This window comes from Corynebacterium hansenii, assembly GCF_030408795.1.
Classification (GTDB): Bacteria; Actinomycetota; Actinomycetes; order Mycobacteriales; family Mycobacteriaceae; genus Corynebacterium; species Corynebacterium hansenii.
The window spans coordinates 1,516,250-1,532,152 of sequence record NZ_CP047211.1; the positions used below are offsets into that span (position 1 = coordinate 1,516,250).

Annotated in this window: 12 protein-coding genes; 5 read left to right on the top strand and 7 right to left on the bottom strand. The window is 70.4% G+C overall.

The features are described 5' to 3' along the window. Positions 1 to 24: 24 nt before the first annotated feature. The 4 genes from CHAN_RS06740 to secG all read left to right on the top strand — a co-directional run bounded on the left by CHAN_RS06740 (position 25) and on the right by secG (position 5,488). Positions 25 to 1,236, top strand: a complete 1,212-nt coding sequence (locus tag CHAN_RS06740; protein WP_290293124.1) for a phosphoglycerate kinase — start codon at positions 25 to 27, stop codon at positions 1,234 to 1,236. 108 nt (positions 1,237 to 1,344) lie between these two features. Beyond that, complete coding sequence (gene tpiA, locus CHAN_RS06745; protein ID WP_290293127.1) at positions 1,345 to 2,127, top strand: triose-phosphate isomerase; 783 nt, start codon at positions 1,345 to 1,347, stop codon at positions 2,125 to 2,127. A 173-nt stretch (positions 2,128 to 2,300) separates the two neighbouring features. Continuing rightward, complete coding sequence (gene ppc, locus CHAN_RS06750; RefSeq protein WP_290293128.1) at positions 2,301 to 5,078, top strand: phosphoenolpyruvate carboxylase; 2,778 nt, start codon at positions 2,301 to 2,303, stop codon at positions 5,076 to 5,078. 173 nt (positions 5,079 to 5,251) lie between these two features. After that, positions 5,252 to 5,488 (top strand): preprotein translocase subunit SecG, encoded by a 237-nt coding sequence (gene secG / locus CHAN_RS06755; protein ID WP_048743939.1) that lies wholly within the window; start codon positions 5,252 to 5,254, stop codon positions 5,486 to 5,488. Positions 5,489 to 5,558: 70 nt separating this feature from the next. Here the strand turns inward: secG and pgl are convergent, their stop codons facing one another. From pgl to tkt, 5 genes are all read right to left on the bottom strand, one after another. After that, positions 5,559 to 6,296 (bottom strand): 6-phosphogluconolactonase, encoded by a 738-nt coding sequence (gene pgl / locus CHAN_RS06760; RefSeq protein WP_048743674.1) that lies wholly within the window; start codon positions 6,294 to 6,296, stop codon positions 5,559 to 5,561. After that, the gene (locus CHAN_RS06765; protein WP_290293135.1) at positions 6,293 to 7,375 is read right to left on the bottom strand and encodes a glucose-6-phosphate dehydrogenase assembly protein OpcA; all 1,083 of its coding nucleotides are present in this window, start codon (positions 7,373 to 7,375) and stop codon (positions 6,293 to 6,295) included. The genes pgl and CHAN_RS06765 overlap by 4 nt, the downstream gene beginning before the upstream one ends. 42 nt (positions 7,376 to 7,417) lie before the next feature. Then, the gene (zwf, locus tag CHAN_RS06770) at positions 7,418 to 8,971 is read right to left on the bottom strand and encodes a glucose-6-phosphate dehydrogenase (RefSeq protein ID WP_048743672.1); all 1,554 of its coding nucleotides are present in this window, start codon (positions 8,969 to 8,971) and stop codon (positions 7,418 to 7,420) included. 94 nt (positions 8,972 to 9,065) lie between these two features. Then, positions 9,066 to 10,184, bottom strand: a complete 1,119-nt coding sequence (tal, locus tag CHAN_RS06775) for a transaldolase (protein ID WP_048743670.1) — start codon at positions 10,182 to 10,184, stop codon at positions 9,066 to 9,068. A 257-nt stretch (positions 10,185 to 10,441) separates the two neighbouring features. Continuing rightward, entirely contained in the window at positions 10,442 to 12,541 is a 2,100-nt protein-coding gene (gene tkt / locus CHAN_RS06780) for a transketolase (RefSeq protein WP_290293143.1), read from the bottom strand. 288 nt (positions 12,542 to 12,829) lie between these two features. On the opposite strand from tkt, the gene CHAN_RS06785 reads away from it, so the two are divergent. Next, positions 12,830 to 13,768, top strand: a complete 939-nt coding sequence (locus CHAN_RS06785; protein ID WP_153251598.1) for a heme o synthase — start codon at positions 12,830 to 12,832, stop codon at positions 13,766 to 13,768. Between the two features lie 80 nt (positions 13,769 to 13,848). On the opposite strand, the gene CHAN_RS06790 is transcribed toward CHAN_RS06785, so the two are convergent. Both CHAN_RS06790 and CHAN_RS06795 read right to left on the bottom strand, forming a co-directional pair. Next, positions 13,849 to 14,820 carry a quinone oxidoreductase family protein gene (locus tag CHAN_RS06790; protein ID WP_290293148.1) on the bottom strand — a complete coding sequence of 324 codons (972 nt, stop codon included), beginning with the start codon at positions 14,818 to 14,820 and terminating at the stop codon, positions 13,849 to 13,851. Positions 14,821 to 14,859: 39 nt separating this feature from the next. Further along, a complete protein-coding gene (locus CHAN_RS06795) occupies positions 14,860 to 15,861 on the bottom strand; it encodes a COX15/CtaA family protein (RefSeq protein WP_290293151.1) in 1,002 nt (333 codons plus the stop codon). Between the last annotated feature and the right edge of the window lie 42 nt (positions 15,862 to 15,903).

Genomic DNA, 15,903 nt, shown 5'->3' on the forward strand with positions numbered 1-15,903 from the left:
CATTGAACGAAGGAATAACCCCACATGACCGTGAAGACTCTGCAGGATCTCCTCGACGAGGGCGTCGAAGGCCGTTACGTGCTGGTCCGCTCGGACCTCAACGTCCCGCTGAAGGACGGCACCATCACCGACCCGGGCCGCATCGACGCGTCCGTGCCGACGCTGAAGGCGCTGTCCGACGCCGGCGCGAAGGTCGTCGTCACCGCCCACCTCGGCCGCCCGAAGGGCGAGGCCAAGCCGGAGCTTTCGCTTGCCCCGGTCGCCGAGGCCCTGTCCGAGCGCCTGGACCGCTACGTGGCCGTCGCCGGCGACGTCTCCGGCGAGGACGCCCACGAGCGCGCCAACGGCCTGACCGAGGGTGACGTCCTGCTGCTGGAGAACATCCGCTACGACGCCCGCGAGACCTCCAAGGACGACGCCGAGCGCGAGGCCTTCGCCGCCGAGCTCGCCGCCCTGGTGCCGGACGGCGCATTCGTCTCCGACGGCTTCGGCGTGGTCCACCGCGCCCAGGCGTCGGTGTACGACGTCGCCAAGAAGCTGCCGCACTACGCCGGCGGCCTGGTCCAGTCCGAGCTCGAGGTCCTGCGCAAGGTCGCCGAGACCCCGGAGAAGCCCTACGCCGTGGTGCTGGGCGGTTCCAAGGTCTCCGACAAGCTGGGCGTCATCGAGGCCCTCGCCCCGAAGGTCGATTACCTGGTCATCGGCGGCGGCATGTGCTTCACCTTCCTCGCCGCGCAGGGCCACTCCGTCGGCGCCTCGCTGCTGCAGGAGGAGATGATCGACACCTGCAAGGATCTGCTGGACCGTTACGGCGACCAGATCGTCCTGCCGACCGACGTCGTCGTCGCCTCCGAGTTCGCCGCCGACGCCGACCACAAGGTCGTCGCGGTCGACGCGATCCCGGAGGGCTGGATGGGCCTGGACATCGGCCCCGAGTCCGCCAAGGCCTTCGCCGCGAAGCTCGCCGGCACCAAGACCGTCTTCTGGAACGGCCCGATGGGCGTGTTCGAGATGGACGCGTTCGCCAACGGCACCCGCTTCGTCGCGCAGGCGATCATCGACGCCACCCGCGACAACGGCTGCTTCTCCGTCGTCGGCGGCGGCGACTCCGCGGCGGCCGTGCGCACCCTCGGCCTGGACGAGGACGGCTTCAGCCACATCTCCACCGGCGGCGGCGCTTCCCTCGAGTTCCTCGAGGGCAAGGACCTCCCCGGCGTCCAGGTGCTCGAGTCCTAGCGGTCCTCGAGTCCCGGCACCGGTCCGCCCCCGCGGGCGGTGCGCGGTTCGCCGCCGCACCGGCCCGCACCCCACATTCTTCAACCACCTCAGGAAGTGACACCCACAATGGCTCGCAAGCCCCTCATCGCCGGCAACTGGAAGATGAACCTCAACCATCTGGAGGCCATCGGCGTCGTGCAGAAGCTGGCCTTCGCCCTGCCGAAGGAGTACTACGACAAGGTCGACGTCGCGGTCATCCCGCCGTTCACCGACATCCGTTCCGTGCAGACCCTGGTGGAGGGCGACAAGCTGGCCGTGACCTACGGCGCGCAGGACGTCTCCATCCACGAGTCGGGCGCCTTCACCGGCGAGATCTCGGCCGCGATGCTGTCCAAGCTCGGGTGCCGCTGGGTCGTCGTCGGGCATTCGGAGCGCCGCGAGATGCACGGCGAGGATGACGCCCTCGTCGCCAAGAAGGCCAAGGCCGCGCTGAAGGCTTCGATGGCGCCGATCGTCTGCGTCGGCGAGCCGCTCGAGGTCCGCGAGGCGGAGAAGCACGTCGAGCACGTGGTCGCCCAGGTCAAGGGCTCCCTCGAGGGCCTGACCGAGGCCGACCTGGCCAAGGTGGTCATCGCCTACGAGCCGGTCTGGGCCATCGGCACCGGCAAGGTCGCGTCCTCGGCGGACGCGCAGGAGGTCTGCAAGGCCATCCGCGAGACCGTCGCCGAGCTGGGCGGCGAGAAGCTGGCCAAGGAGATGCGCATCCTCTATGGCGGTTCCGTGAAGGCGGAGAACGTGGCCGACATCGTCGGCCAGCCGGACGTCGACGGCGGCCTGGTCGGCGGCGCGTCGCTGGATGGCGAGGCCTTCGCCAAGCTGTCCGCGCTGGCCGCGGACGCGGCGGAATAACCCCGATCGGCCCAGAGCCGAAAACGGCGCGCCCCGGCAACGTAACCCGTTGATCCGGGGCGTTTCGCTCGGCGCCGGCCCCCGGGCCCCGGAAAAGGGGCGCGGGTCCGCCGGGGCCCGGCACGGTGCTTGACGACGCAGCGGAGGAACCCGACATGACAGGAGAAGCGAGAATGCAGGAACAGGGCGCGAAGAAGACCAGCGACGAGACGTTGCGCGACGACATCCGCCATCTGGGGCGGATCCTCGGTGAGGTCATCCGGGAGCAGGAGGGCGCGGAGGTCTTCGATCTGGTGGAGCAGGCGCGGCGGACCGCGTTCCGCCTGCACCGCGGCGAGGCGGAGATCGACGAGCTGACCGGCTTGTTCCGCGACATCGACCCGGCGGAGGCGACCCCCGTCATCCGTGCGTTCACGCACTTCGCGCTGCTGGCCAACCTCGCGGAGGACCTGCACGAGGAGCGTCTGCTGGAGGAGGGGCTCGACGCCGGCGAACCGCCGCGCGATTCGACGCTCGAGGCGACGTGGGAAAAGCTGCGCGAGGCCAAGGTGCCCGGCACCGATTTGGCGGCGATGATGAACGCCGCCGAGGTGGTGCCGGTGCTTACCGCGCATCCGACGGAGACCCGCCGCCGCACGGTGTTCGACGTGCAGAAGCACATCGGGGCCGCGATGCGCGCCCGCCACGAGGTCCTCAACGCGCCCCGCAATGCCCGCACGGACGCCCGGATCGAGGCGCTGGACCTGGAAATCCGCCGGCGCATCATGACGCTGTGGCAGACGGCGCTGATCCGCATGAACCGCCCGGACATCCGCGACGAGGTCGAAGTGGGGCTGCGCTACTACCAGCTGTCGCTGCTGGAAACCGTGCCCAGGCTGAACCGGGACGTGCTCGGCGCGATGCGGGAATTGGGCGGCGCCGACATCCCGGAGACCCCGGTGGTGCGCATGGGGTCCTGGATCGGCGGCGACCACGATGGCAACCCGTACGTGTCGGCGGACGTTGTCCGCTACGCCACCAACCGTGCCGCGGGAACGATCCTGCGCCATTACCTGCGGCAGCTGCATGCCCTGGAGCGGGAGCTGAGCTTCTCCGACCGGCTGACCCAGGTGTCGGTGGATCTGGTCGAGCTGGCCAACCGCGGCCAGAACGACGTGCCGAACCGCGTCGACGAGCCCTACCGCCGCGCCGTCCACGGTATCCGCGGCCGGGTCGCGGCGACGGCGATCTCGCGCCTCGGCCACTCGGTGGTGGAGGGGGACTGGTCGGACCACGAGCCCTATCCGAACGTCGCGGAGATGCGCGCCGACCTCGACATCGTCGAGGCCTCGCTGCGGCGCAGCAACGACGACCTCATCGCGGACCACCGGCTGGCGGACATCCAGGCCGCCACCGATGTCTTCGGTTTCCACCTGTACTCCCTGGACCTGCGCCAGAACTCGGAAAGCCATGAGGACATCCTCACGGAGCTCTTCCGCATGTCGGGCGTGACGGAGGATTACCGGTCGCTGCCGGAGCGCCGGCGGGTGGAGATCCTCACGTCGGAGCTGGCGTCGGCCCGCCCGCTCATCCCGCGCGGGGTGCAGCTGTCGGAGGCCACGGAACGCGAGCTCGGCATCATGCGCGCCGCGGCCGACGCGGTCAATGCCTTCGGCCCGGAGGTCGTCCCGCACTGCATCATCTCCATGTGCTCGTCGGTGTCCGACCTGCTCGAGCCGATGATCCTGCTGAAGGAAGTCGGCCTGATCTCCGTGGTCGACGGGGTGCCGGGCGGCACGGTCGACGTGATCCCGCTGTTCGAGACCATCGAGGATCTCCAGGCCGGCGCGTCCGTGCTGCGGGAGGCCTGGGACGTCCCGCTGTACCGCCGCTACGTCGCCTCCCGGGGCGACCTGCAGGAGGTCATGCTGGGCTACTCCGACTCGAACAAGGACGGCGGCTACTTCGCGGCCAACTGGGCGCTGTACGACGCCGAAACCGCCATCGCCAAGGTCGCCCGCGAGGAAGGCGTGCGCCTGCGCCTGTTCCACGGCCGCGGCGGTACCGTCGGCCGCGGCGGCGGGCCGTCCTACGACGCGATCCTGGCGCAGCCCAAGGGCGCGGTGCAGGGTTCGGTGCGCATCACCGAGCAGGGCGAGATCATCTCGGCCAAGTACGGTCACCCCGTGGCGGCCCGCCGCAACCTGGAGGCCCTGGTGTCGGCGACCATCGAATCCACTCTGCTGGACCTGGAGGACCTGGACGACCAGGACCGCGCCTACCAGGTGATGTCGGAGATCTCCGAGCGCTCCCGCGACGCCTACGCCGCGCTCATGCACGAGGACCCCGGCTTCATCGAGTTTTTCGAGACCTCCACCCCGGTCGGCGAAATCGGCAGCCTCAACATCGGGTCGCGGCCGTCGTCGCGCAAGCAGACCACGTCGATCTCCGATCTGCGCGCCATCCCATGGGTGCTCGCGTGGTCGCAGCAGCGCTCGATGGTCCCCGGCTGGTTCGGCGTGGGCACCGCGCTGAAGGAATGGATCGGCGAGGACGCCGACGGGTCGCGCCTGGAGGAGCTGCGCGAACTGAACCGTTCCTGGCCCTTCTTCGACTCGGTGCTGTCGAACATGGCGCAGGTCATGTCGAAGACGGACCTGGAGTTGGCCCGGCTCTACGCCGACCTGGTCTCCGACCGGGAAGTGGCCGACCGGATTTACGACCGCATCCGCGAGGAGTACGAACTGACCCTCGAGATGTTCATGAAGGTCACCGGCTACTCCTCGCTGCTGGAGGACAATCCGCTGCTGGCGCGTTCCGTCGACATGCGGTTCCCGTACCTGATGCCGCTCAACGCCATCCAGCTGGAGATGCTGCGCCGCTACCGCGCCGGCGATGCCCGCGACAAGGTCCGCCGGGGCATCCAGCTGACCATGAACGGGCTGGCCACGGCGCTGCGCAACTCGGGCTAGCCGGTTTCCCCCGACGCGCCGTCCCCGTCGGCTGCGCGACGGGGGACCGGTGCGGTACCCTGGTCAGTTGATCGCGGGCCCGGCCCGGCCGCACCCGCCGCGGCGTCCGGCCACGACCGGAAACCGCGAAGCAGTACCCAGTCATAACCGTCGAAAACCGTAGGGAAGTGCGCGTGTACCTCGCCATCCAGATCGTCCTGGTCATCACCTCCGTGCTGATGTCCCTGTTCGTCCTGCTCCACAAGGGCAAGGGCGGCGGCCTGTCCAGCCTCTTCGGCGGCGGCATGCAGTCGAACCTCTCCGGTTCGACGGTGGTGGAGAAGAACCTCGACTACGTCACCATCATCACGGCGATCCTGTGGGTGGCGTCGATCATCCTGCTCGGCCTGTTCCAGGCCTTCAACTGGTAGGGGATCGGCGGCACGACCGCGAAGAGGGGCCCGGGCGAATCAACGCCCGGGCCCCTCTTTCATGCCTTCCCTACAGCTTCGAGGCGGCCGCCTCGTCGACGAAGACGATGGTCTCGGCCGTGCCGCGGACGCCGGCGGCGGGCCAGTCGGCGGGATCGGCGCCGTCGGCGATGGCCTTGACGGCCTCCGCCTTGGCCTCGCCGGACACGAGCAACCAGACGCGCTCGCTGGCGTTGATCGCCGGCAGCGTCAGCGACACGCGGGTCGGCGGCGGCTTCGGGCAGTCGCGGACTTCCACGACGGTGCGCTCGGTCTCCGCGATCGCGGGGGTTCCGGGGAACAGCGAGTTGACGTGGCCTTCCGGTCCCATGCCGAGCAGGTGCAGGTCGAAGCCGTCGGGCGCGTGCATGGCCAGGATGTCGGCGTAGGCGTCGGCCGCGCACACCGGGTCCTCCAGGTACGCGCCGCCGGAGGGCGCGATGGGGAAGATGTACGACCCGGGGATGTCCACGTGGTCGAACAGGGCCTTCCGGGCCTGGCCGACGTTGCGGTCGGGCGACTCCTCCGGGACGAAGCGCTCGTCGCCGAAGAAGACCATGACGCGGGTCCAATCGATGGCCCCGGAATCCTCCGCCAGCGCGGCGAGCAGGCCGATGCCGGCGCCGCCGCCGGTCACGGCGATGCGCGCCATTCCGTCGTCGCCCTGCGCGGCGCACACGACGTCGACGAACCGGGTGCGGGCGGCTTCGATCAGCGCGTCCTGGTCTGCGTGGCGGGAAAACTCGGGCGCGGGTGCGCTGTCGGTCATCGGGAAGACTCCTCGGGGTTTCGGGCGGTTGAGTCGGTGGCCGCGGAGCTCGCCGCGCACGGGCCGTCGTCGGGCGATGCGGCGTCGGCCTCGCGGGCCTCCTCGGCGGTCAGGCGCCGGATGCGTCCCAACCCGCGCAGTGCGCGGGCGTACGCGGTGTCGGGGTCGAGGTGGCGCAATTCCTCGGCCAGGCAATCGACGGTGGTGCGGCGCGACAGCGCCACCTTGAACGGCGGGCGGCCGGTGATGGTCACGCACGCGGTCGTGGCGTTCTCCACCTCGACGGTGACGTCGGTGCATTCGCCTTCGCCGCCGCGGCGGGTCAGCGTCACCTTGGTCACCGGCGGCTTCGGGTCGCCGTCGGCGTCCAGCGGAACCTCCGGCTCCTCGGTGACCACGCGCTGCACCGGCGCGGCCAGCCGGTCGGCGAGCCATCCCGCGGCGACGTCGACGGAGGGATCCTCGCCGGGGCCCTCGATGCGCGCCGCGGTGATCTTGCCGTGCGGCGGGAAATCCAGCGCGGACGCCAGCACGCCGCGCCACGCGGTCAGGCGCGACCACGCGAGGTCCGAATCACCCGGCGTGTACCCGGTGCGGCGGGTGTAGACGGCGTTTCCGTCCGGGTCCGCCAGCGAATCGGTGATGCGGCGCTGCGCGATCTGGCCGATCGGCGTGGCCGCGGGCACCTGCGGCGGCGTCGACGGCCACCACGCGACGACCGGCGTGTCGGGCAGCAGCAGGGGAGTGACGATGGCCTCCGGGTGCGCCCCGACCTCGCCCTCCATGTGCATGACGACGACCTCCGCGGCACCTGCTTCGCCGCCCAGGCGCAATTCGGCGTCGAGGCGGTTCGCCCCGCGCGGCTCGCCGGCGACGAGCACCAGCACGCGCGCCGGATGCTCGCGGGAGACGTTGTTGACCGTCTTGACGATGTTCTCCAGGTCATCGTCGCGCTGCGCGAGGACGATGAGGGTGAGCACGCGTCCGGTGGTGACGATGCCGCCGGTTTCGCGCAGGGTCACCAACTGGCGGGCGATGTCCCGCGTGTCGGTGTCGGGCAAATTGATGATCGTTGGCACGGTTGTTCCTTTCCCAAGTACCTGTTCCGCCTGTCCCGCCCGTCAGGGACGGCGCCAGGTGCGGCCTTCGCGCTCCAGCATCCGGTCGGCCGAATCCGGCCCCCACGTGCCGGCCGGGTACTCCTCCGGGCGGCCGCGCTTGGCCCAGTAATCGATGACCGGATCGAGGATCTTCCAGGACAGCTCCACTTCCTCGTTGGTGGGGAAGAGGCTGGCCTCGTCGAGGAGAGCGTCCAGGATGAGCCGCTCGTAGGCCTCCGGGGACTGCTCCGTGAAGGACTCCGAGTAGGAGAAGTCCATGTTCACGTCGCGGACCTCCATGGTGGAGCCGGGGACCTTCGAGCCGAAGCGCATGAGCACGCCCTCGTCCGGCTGGACGCGGATGACCATCGCGTTCTGGCCCAGTGCCGTGGTCATGGTGTCCGCGAACGGCAGGTGCGGCGCGGACTTGAACACCAGGGCGATCTCGGTGACCCGGCGGCCGAGGCGCTTGCCCGTGCGCAGGTAGAACGGCACGCCCGCCCACCGGCGGGAATTGATCTGCAGGGTGCACGCGGCGTAGGTCTCGGTGGTGGACTCCGGGTCGAAGCCCTCTTCCTCGCGCAGGCCCTTGACGTAATGGCTGCCCTGCCACCCGGCGGAGTACTGGCCGCGGGCCGTCGTCTTGGACAGAGGCCGCACCGGCTCCGTGGCGCGCAGCACCTTGATCTTCTCCGCCTGCAGCTCCTCCGGCGTGAACGCCACGGGCTCCTCCATGGCCACGAGCGCCAAAAGCTGCAGCAGGTGGTTCTGGATCACGTCGCGGGCGGCGCCGATGCCGTCGTAGTAGCCGGCGCGGCCGCCCAGGCCGATGTCCTCGGCCATGGTGATCTGCACGTGGTCGACGTAGTGCGAGTTCCACAGCGGATCGAACAGCTGGTTGGCGAACCGCATGGCCAGAATGTTCTGCACCGTCTCCTTGCCCAGGTAGTGGTCGATGCGGAACACCGACTTCTCCGGGAAGACCGAGTTCACGATGCGGTTGAGCTCCTGCGCGGACTCGAGGTCGTGGCCGAAGGGCTTCTCGATGACCACGCGCCGCCAGTTCTCCTCGCCCGCCTGCGCCAGGCCGGCGCGGTCGAGCTGGTGGCAGACGTCCGGGAAGTTGTCCGGCGGGATGGACAGGTAGTACGCCCAGTTGCCGGCGGTGCCGCGGGAGGCGTCGAGCTCGGCGAGCTTGTCCGCCAGTCGGTCGAAGGCCTCGTCGTCGACGAAGGTGCCCTGGACGAAGTGGATGCCCTCGGCCAGGCGGCGCCACACGTTCTCGCGGATCGGCGTGCGGGCGCCGGCTTCGACGGCCTCGCGCACGTAGTTCTCGAAGTACTCCTTGGACCAATCGCGGCGGCCGTAGCCGACCAGCGCGAAGGATGCGGGCAGCAGGCCGCGGTTGGCCAGGTCGTAGATGGCCGGCAACAGCTTCTTGCGGGCCAGGTCGCCCGTGACGCCGAAGATGACCATGCCGCCGGGTCCGGCGATGCGGGGGAGTCGCTTGTCCTGCGGGTCGCGCAGGGGATTGGTCCAATCGTCGGCGATGGCGCCGGAGATGTCAGAGCTCACTGAAGGTTCTTTCGGGGAGGGTGATCGGTCACGGGTGCCCGGCGGTCGACGGCCGGGCGCGGGCCCGGCCGACGCCGCCGATGCTGTCGCCGGGTCAGCCGCGGATTTCGCGCAGCCGGGCGTCGATGGAGTCGAGCAGTTCCTGCCAGGAGTCGACGAACTTCTCCACGCCCTCGCGCTCGAGCACGGCGAAGACGTCGTCCAGGTCGACGCCGGCGGCGGAGATGTCCGACATGGTCTTCTCGGCTTCCTCGCCGTACCCCGACAGGGTGTCGGTGACGCCGTCGAGGTCGGCGTCGGCGGTGGCGCGCAGCGTCTTCTCGGGCATGGTGTTGACGGTGTGCGGGCCGGCCAGCTCGGTGACGTAGAGCGTGGCGGGGTAGTCCGGGTTCTTCACGCCGGTCGACGCCCACAGCGGGCGCTGCGCGTTGGCGCCGGCCTGGGACAGCGGCTGCCAGCGCTCCGCGCCGGCGCCGAAGGAACGCTCGAACTCCCGGTAGGCCAGGCGGGCGTTGGCCACGCCGGCCTTGCCGCGCAGTTCGAGCGCGTCGCCCCCGAGGGCCTCCAGGCGCTTGTCCACCTCGGTGTCGACGCGCGAGACGAAGAAGGACGCGACGGAGTGGATCTGCGACAGGTCGCGGCCGTTCTCCTTGGCACGCTCGATGCCGGTGATGAAGGCGTCGACGACCTGGCGGTAGCGCTCCAGCGAGAAGATGAGCGTGACGTTGACGCAGATGCCCTCGGCCAGCGCGTCGGACACGGCGGGCAGGGAGGCGTCGGTGGCGGGGATCTTGATCATCGCGTTGGACTTGCCCACGCGCTCCCACAGCAGGCGCGCCTGCTCGATGGTCTTGTCGTAATCGTCGGCGTACCGCGGGTCGACCTCGATGGAGACGCGGCCGTCGGCGCCGCCGGTGCGGGCGGAGACGTCGGCGAGTTCGTCGCACGCGCGGCGGACGTCGTCGATGGCCATGGTGAAGACGGTCTCCGCCGCGTCCGCGCCGGACGCCGCGAGCTCGCGCAGCTGCTCGTCGTAGGCGTCGCCGGTGGTCATGGCCGACGAGAAGATCGCCGGGTTGGTGGTCACGCCCACGACGGCGTATTCGTCGACGAGCGACTTCAGCTCGCCGCCGTCGAGCCGCTGGCGGGACAGATCGTCGAGCCAGGCCGAGGTGCCGGCGGTGGCCAGAGCGTCCAGATTCGGGTTCGTCATCGGTGCCCTTCCCTTGCTGTTGTTGTCGGGTGTTTCGAGTTTCGTTCGGTGCTTCGCGTCCGCTCGGGTGCCCGGCTGTTCGGGTGCCCGGCGCCGCCGCTGCATCGGTGCGCCGCCCGCACGGGTGCGGCTTTCCGCTTTGCGACGGCCATGCGGCTTCCACGTTAGCGTCGAAAAGCAACCGCCGCCCCGGCGCGGCAATCGGCGCGGGGCGGCGGAGGCTCATGCGCCGGGGACGGGCCCGCGGCGCGACGGCGCTACTTCGCGGCGGCGAGGGAGTCGCGGGCGGCGGCGACGACGGCCTCGGCCGTCAGACCGAACTCCTCGAACAGGCGCTGGTACGGGGCCGACGCGCCGAAGTGCTCGAGGGACACGGCGCGACCAGCGTCGCCCAGGTACTTGTGCCACGGCATGGCCACGCCGGCCTCGACCGAGACGCGCGCGCGGACAGACGACGGCAGGACCGACTCGCGGTACTCCTCGTCCTGCAGGTCGAACCAGTCGAGCGCGGGCGCGGAGACGACGCGCGCCTTGATGCCCTCGCCGGCCAGGACGCCGGCGGCCTCCACGGCCATCTGGACCTCCGAGCCGGTCGCCATGAGGATGATGTCCGGGGTGCCGCCCTCGGCCTCGACCAGGACGTAGGCGCCGCGGCGCACGCCCGCGGCGGCCTTCTCCTTCGTGCCCTCGAGCACCGGGACGTTCTGGCGGGTCAGGGCCAGCGCCTTCGGGCCGGACGGGCCCTCCAGGGCGGCCACCCACGCGGCGGCGGTCTCGTTGGCGTCGGCCGGGCGCAGCGTGGTCATGCCCGGCATGGCGCGCAGGGTGGCCAGCTGCTCGATCGGCTGGTGCGTCGGGCCGTCCTCGCCGAGTCCGATGGAGTCGTGCGTCCACACGTAGAGCGGCGAGATGTCCATCAGCGCCGCCAGTCGCACCGCCGGGCGCATGTAGTCGGAGAAGATGAGGAACGTGCCGCCGTAGGGGCGCGTGCCGCCGTGCAGCGCGATGCCGTTGAGGATCGACCCCATGGCGTGCTCGCGGATGCCGAAGTGCAGGTTGCGGCCGTACGGGTGAGTGGTCCACGTGCCCGTGGTGATCTCCTGCGGGCCAAACGACGGCTCGCCCTTGATCACGGTGTTGTTGGAGCCGGCCAGGTCGGCCGAGCCGCCCCACAGCTCCGGCAGCGTCTTGCCCAGCGCCTGCAGCACGGCCTCGGAGGCCTTGCGGGTGGCGACGCCCTTGGGATCGGCGTCCCACGACGGAACCTCGTCGGCGAAGCCGTCGGGCAGGTCGCCGGCCTCGAGGCGGTCGAACAGCTCCTTGCGCTCCGGGTTGGCGGCGGCCCACTCGTCGAAGGCCTTGCGCCACTCGGCGCGGGCCTCCTCCGAACGGTCGGCGACGGCGCGGGTGTGCGCGATGACCTCGTCGGAGACCTCGAAGGTCTGCTCCGGATCGAAGCCGAGCTCCTTCTTGATCAGCGCCAGCTCCTCCTCGCCCAGCGCGGCGCCGTGGGAGGCGCCGGTGTTCATGGCGTTGGGGGCGGGGTAGGCGATGACGGTGCGGACGCGGATGAACGTCGGGCGCTTGACGTCGGCCTTGGCCTCTTCGACGGCGCGCTCGATGGCCGCGACGTCCTCGCCGCCGTCGACCTCGATGACCTGCCAGCCGTAGGCGCGGTAGCGGTCGGCGACGTTCTCGGTGAAGGCGATGGTGGTGTCGTCTTCGATGGAGATGCCGTTGTCGTCCCAGAAGACGATGAGGTTGCCCAGCTGCTGGGTGCCGGCGATGGAGCTCGCCTCGGCGGTCACGCCCTCCTGGACGTCGCCGTCGGAGGCGATGACGTAGATGTGGTGGTCGAACGGGGACTCGCCGGCGGGGGCGTCCGGGTCGAACAGGCCGCGCTCGCGGCGGGCGGCCATCGCCATGCCCACGGCGGAGGCGAGGCCCTGGCCCAGCGGCCCGGTGGTGATCTCGACGCCGTCGGTGTGACCGTACTCCGGGTGGCCCGGGGTCAGCGAGCCCCAGGTGCGCAGGGACTTCAGGTCATCGAGCTCGAGGCCGAAGCCGGCCATGTACAGCTGGATGTACTGCGTCAGCGAGGAGTGGCCGCAGGACAGGACGAAACGGTCGCGGCCGGCCCACTTGGGGTCCTTCGGGTCGAGGCGCATGACGCGCTGGTACAGGGTGTACGCCAGGGGCGCGAGGCTCATGGCGGTGCCGGGGTGGCCGGACCCGCACTTCTGCACGGCGTCGGCGGCCAGGACCCGGACGGTGTCGACGGCCCGGGTGTCCAGGTCGGTCCAGTCCGAGGGGTAATTCCGCACTACGCGGGCCTGCAGCTCGGGGGAGAGGGTCACGGTGAATGCTCCTGGTTCTCGCTCGCGAATGAGTTCCAGCCCATTGTATGCCCATTCGGACGCGTTTCCGGGGCCCCTCGCGCGGGAATGCCCGGCAACCGGCGGCGACTCGCCCGGCGGCTCGTGCCCCCGGTGCCCATCGGGGCATCCCGCAGGCGCTACCATTGCCGGGTCCGGGTCACCGGTGCGTCCCGCGCCGGATCGTCCGGTCGTTTCCGTGACGTCGCCGAAGGGGCGGGAACTTTCCGCCCGTCCCATCCGACCGATTGGGTTGGAGCTTCAACTCGTGTGAGAGGAACCCCTTTGCTGGACACCGTCAAGGCCTACGTGGCGCTGACCAAGCCCCGGGTGATCGAGCTGCTTCTGGTCGCCGCGATTCCGGCGATGCTGCAGGCCGATCGGGGCAAGGTGCACGTCGGTCTCATCCTCCTCACCCTGGTGGGCGGTTGGATGGGCGCCGCGGCCGCGAACACGTTCAACATGGTGGCCGATTCGGACATCGACAAGGTGATGAACCGCACGCGCAAGCGTCCGCTGGCCCGCCAGTCGGTGAGCAACCGCAACGCGATGATCTTCGGCTCCGTGCTGACGGTGGCCAGCTTCCTGTGGCTGTGGCTGCTGTGCGATTCGCTGTTGGCGGGCATCTTCATCCTGCTGACCATCATGTTCTACGTGTTCGTGTACACGATGTGGCTGAAGCGCCGCACGGACCAGAACGTGGTGTGGGGAGGAGCGGCCGGCTGCATGCCGGTGCTGGTCGGCTGGGCCGTCATCACGGACAACGCGCCGGACGTGACGGGGTGGCTGCATTGGTGGCAGGCGATCGTCCTGTTCCTGGTCATCTTCTTCTGGACTCCGCCGCACACGTGGGCGCTGGGCCTGAAGTACCGCGAGGATTACGAGGCCGCCGGCGTGCCCATGATGCCCGTCGTCCGCCCGCCGCTGTACGTCACGGTGCGCATCATCGCCTACACGCTGGCGACCGTGCTGACCACGTTCCTGCTCATCCCGGCCGCCGGCTGGGTGTACCTGGCGGTGTCCGTGCTGGCCGGCGTCTGGTTCATGTGGGGAGCCATCGCGCTGCACAACTCGGTGAAGGCGGGCGGCGAGATCAAGCCCATGAAGCTGTTCCTGCTGTCCAACAACTACCTGGCGCTGGTGTGCGTCGGCCTGTCCGTCGATGCGGTGCTGGGCCTGCGCACCGTCGCGGAGATGCTCGGCTTCTAGCCCTTCCCCCGCCCGAACCCTCCCGGATCTCCGCGGTCCGGGAGGGTTTCGCTTTGCCGCCGAAGCGTGCTTTGCGACGCCTACGGCAGCAGGACCACCGATCCCGTCGTGGACCGCGCCTGGAGCGCACGATGCGCCGCGGCGGCGTCGGAAAGCGGGAAGCGTTCCCCGACGCGGACCCGCAGCGATCCGTCGGCGACGCGCCCCAGGACGTCATCGGCGCGCGCGGTCAGCTCGGCGCGGTCGTGGATGAAGTGGCGCAGATGGGGGCGGGTCAGGAAAAGCGAGCCGTGCTCGTTCAATTTCTGCGGGTCCATCGGCGGCACCGCCCCGGAGGCCGCGCCGAAGAGGGCCACCAGGCCGCGAACCCGGGCGCAGCGCAGCGACGTGTCGAAGGTGTCCCTGCCGACGCCGTCGAAGACCACGTCCGCGCCCCCGGCGGCGCCCGTCCATTCGCGGACGCGGGAGGGGAGGTCGTCGTCGTAACGCAGGACCAGCTCGGCCCCCGCATCGCGGGCCAGTTCCTCCTTCGCGTCGGAGGAGACGACCGAGGCCACCCGCGCGCCGGCGGCGACCGCGAGTTGCGTGAGCAGCAGTCCCACGCCGCCCGCGCCCGCCGTGAGCAGCACCGTGTCGCCGGGGGAGAGTCGGCCGACGTCGTGGACCAGGAAATGCGCCGTCAGACCCTGCAGGAGGATCGAGGCGGCGACGTCGTCGGGGATGGCGTCGGGCACGGCGATGAGCGAGTCCGCGGGGGCGGCGACGGACTCGGCGTAGGAATCCGGGGCGTTGCACCACGCGACGCGATCGCCGACCGCCCATCCCGACGTGCCGGGTCCGAGGGCGGCGATGCGGCCGGCGCCCTCCGCCCCCGGGGTGAACGGCAGGGGACGGGGGTAGATGCCCTCGCGCTGGTAGACGTCCGTGAAGTTGACCCCGACCGCGTCCACCGAAACGAGGACCTCCCCTTCGCCCGGGACGGGGTCGGGGAGGTCCTCGCGGAAGTTCAGGTGGTCGGGTCCGCCGAAGGATTCGATGATGATTCCGCGCATGCGGCCAGGGTACAGGCGCGCGGTGGCCGAGCGGACGGCTTAGACGGCCGCCTTAGCGGTGTCCCAAGCGCGCTCCGCGTCACCTGCCGGGGACCCCGTCACCGTCGCGGTGCCGCCGGCACGGCGCCAGCCGAGCTGCCACACGATGGCGGTGACCGCGGTCAGCGCGCCGGACCCGGCGACGTGGACCGGGACGAGGGCCTCGGGCACGCCCGTCCAGTACTGGACCATGCCCACGCAGCCCTGGGCGATGATGAGCCCGACGAGGACCCAGCCGAGTTTGCGCAGCCCGGGCTCCGCGTTGAGCGCGATGAGCCCGAAGACGAGGCCGATGGCCAGGCCCAGGTACAGGTACATGAAACCGGCATGGACGTGGGTCAGCTCCGTGATGGGCAGCTGGAGGCGGTCCTCCGGCAGCACCGACGCGTCGCCCGCGTGCGGGCCCGCGCCCGTGACCATGGTGCCGGTGACGAGGGTGCCCGCAAGGGCGACGGCGGACGCGGCGGAGAGCATTCGCAGGGACTTGACGTAGGTGCGGATCTCCCGGCCGTCGTCGGGCTCCTGGATCTTGACGTAGACCATGCCGGCGAGCCACACCAGCAGCATCGACGGCAGGAAGTGCAGCGCCACGGAGTACCACTTCAGGTCGACGAGCACCGAGATGCCGCCGATGACCGCCTGCACGATGACGCCGAAACCGTTGAGGAACGCCAGCACCACGATCGCCTTGCGCCGGCCCGCGCGAATCACCGCGAGGAAGAGGGCCAGCGTCAGCGCGACCAAGACGAACGTGAGCAGGCGGTTGCCGAACTCGATCGCCTGGTGCAGCGCGGGGGCCGCACCGTCCACGGGCGTGAAGCTGCCGGGGTGGCACTGCGGCCACGTGTCGCAGCCGAGCCCGGAACCGGTCACGCGGACCACGGAACCGGTGACCGCGATCCCGGCCTGGGCGATCAGCACGAGCAGCGCGGTGATCCGCTGCTGGGCGATCGTCGGAAGCGGGAGGAAGGACAGGGGGAGGTTTCGGTCGGCGTCGCTCACGTTTCCTTACATTACCCCCCGTGCGCGCAGGGCAATCGACTA

Coding starts and splice junctions, on each gene's coding strand:
- CHAN_RS06740 (WP_290293124.1), top strand. CDS start 25: ATGACCGTGAAGACTCTGCAGGATCTCCTCGACGAGGGCGTCGAAGGC.
- tpiA (WP_290293127.1), top strand. CDS start 1,345: ATGGCTCGCAAGCCCCTCATCGCCGGCAACTGGAAGATGAACCTCAAC.
- ppc (WP_290293128.1), top strand. CDS start 2,301: ATGCAGGAACAGGGCGCGAAGAAGACCAGCGACGAGACGTTGCGCGAC.
- pgl (WP_048743674.1), bottom strand. CDS start 6,296: ATGACCGACAGCGCACCCGCGCCCGAGTTTTCCCGCCACGCAGACCAG.
- tal (WP_048743670.1), bottom strand. CDS start 10,184: ATGACGAACCCGAATCTGGACGCTCTGGCCACCGCCGGCACCTCGGCC.
- CHAN_RS06790 (WP_290293148.1), bottom strand. CDS start 14,820: ATGCGCGGAATCATCATCGAATCCTTCGGCGGACCCGACCACCTGAAC.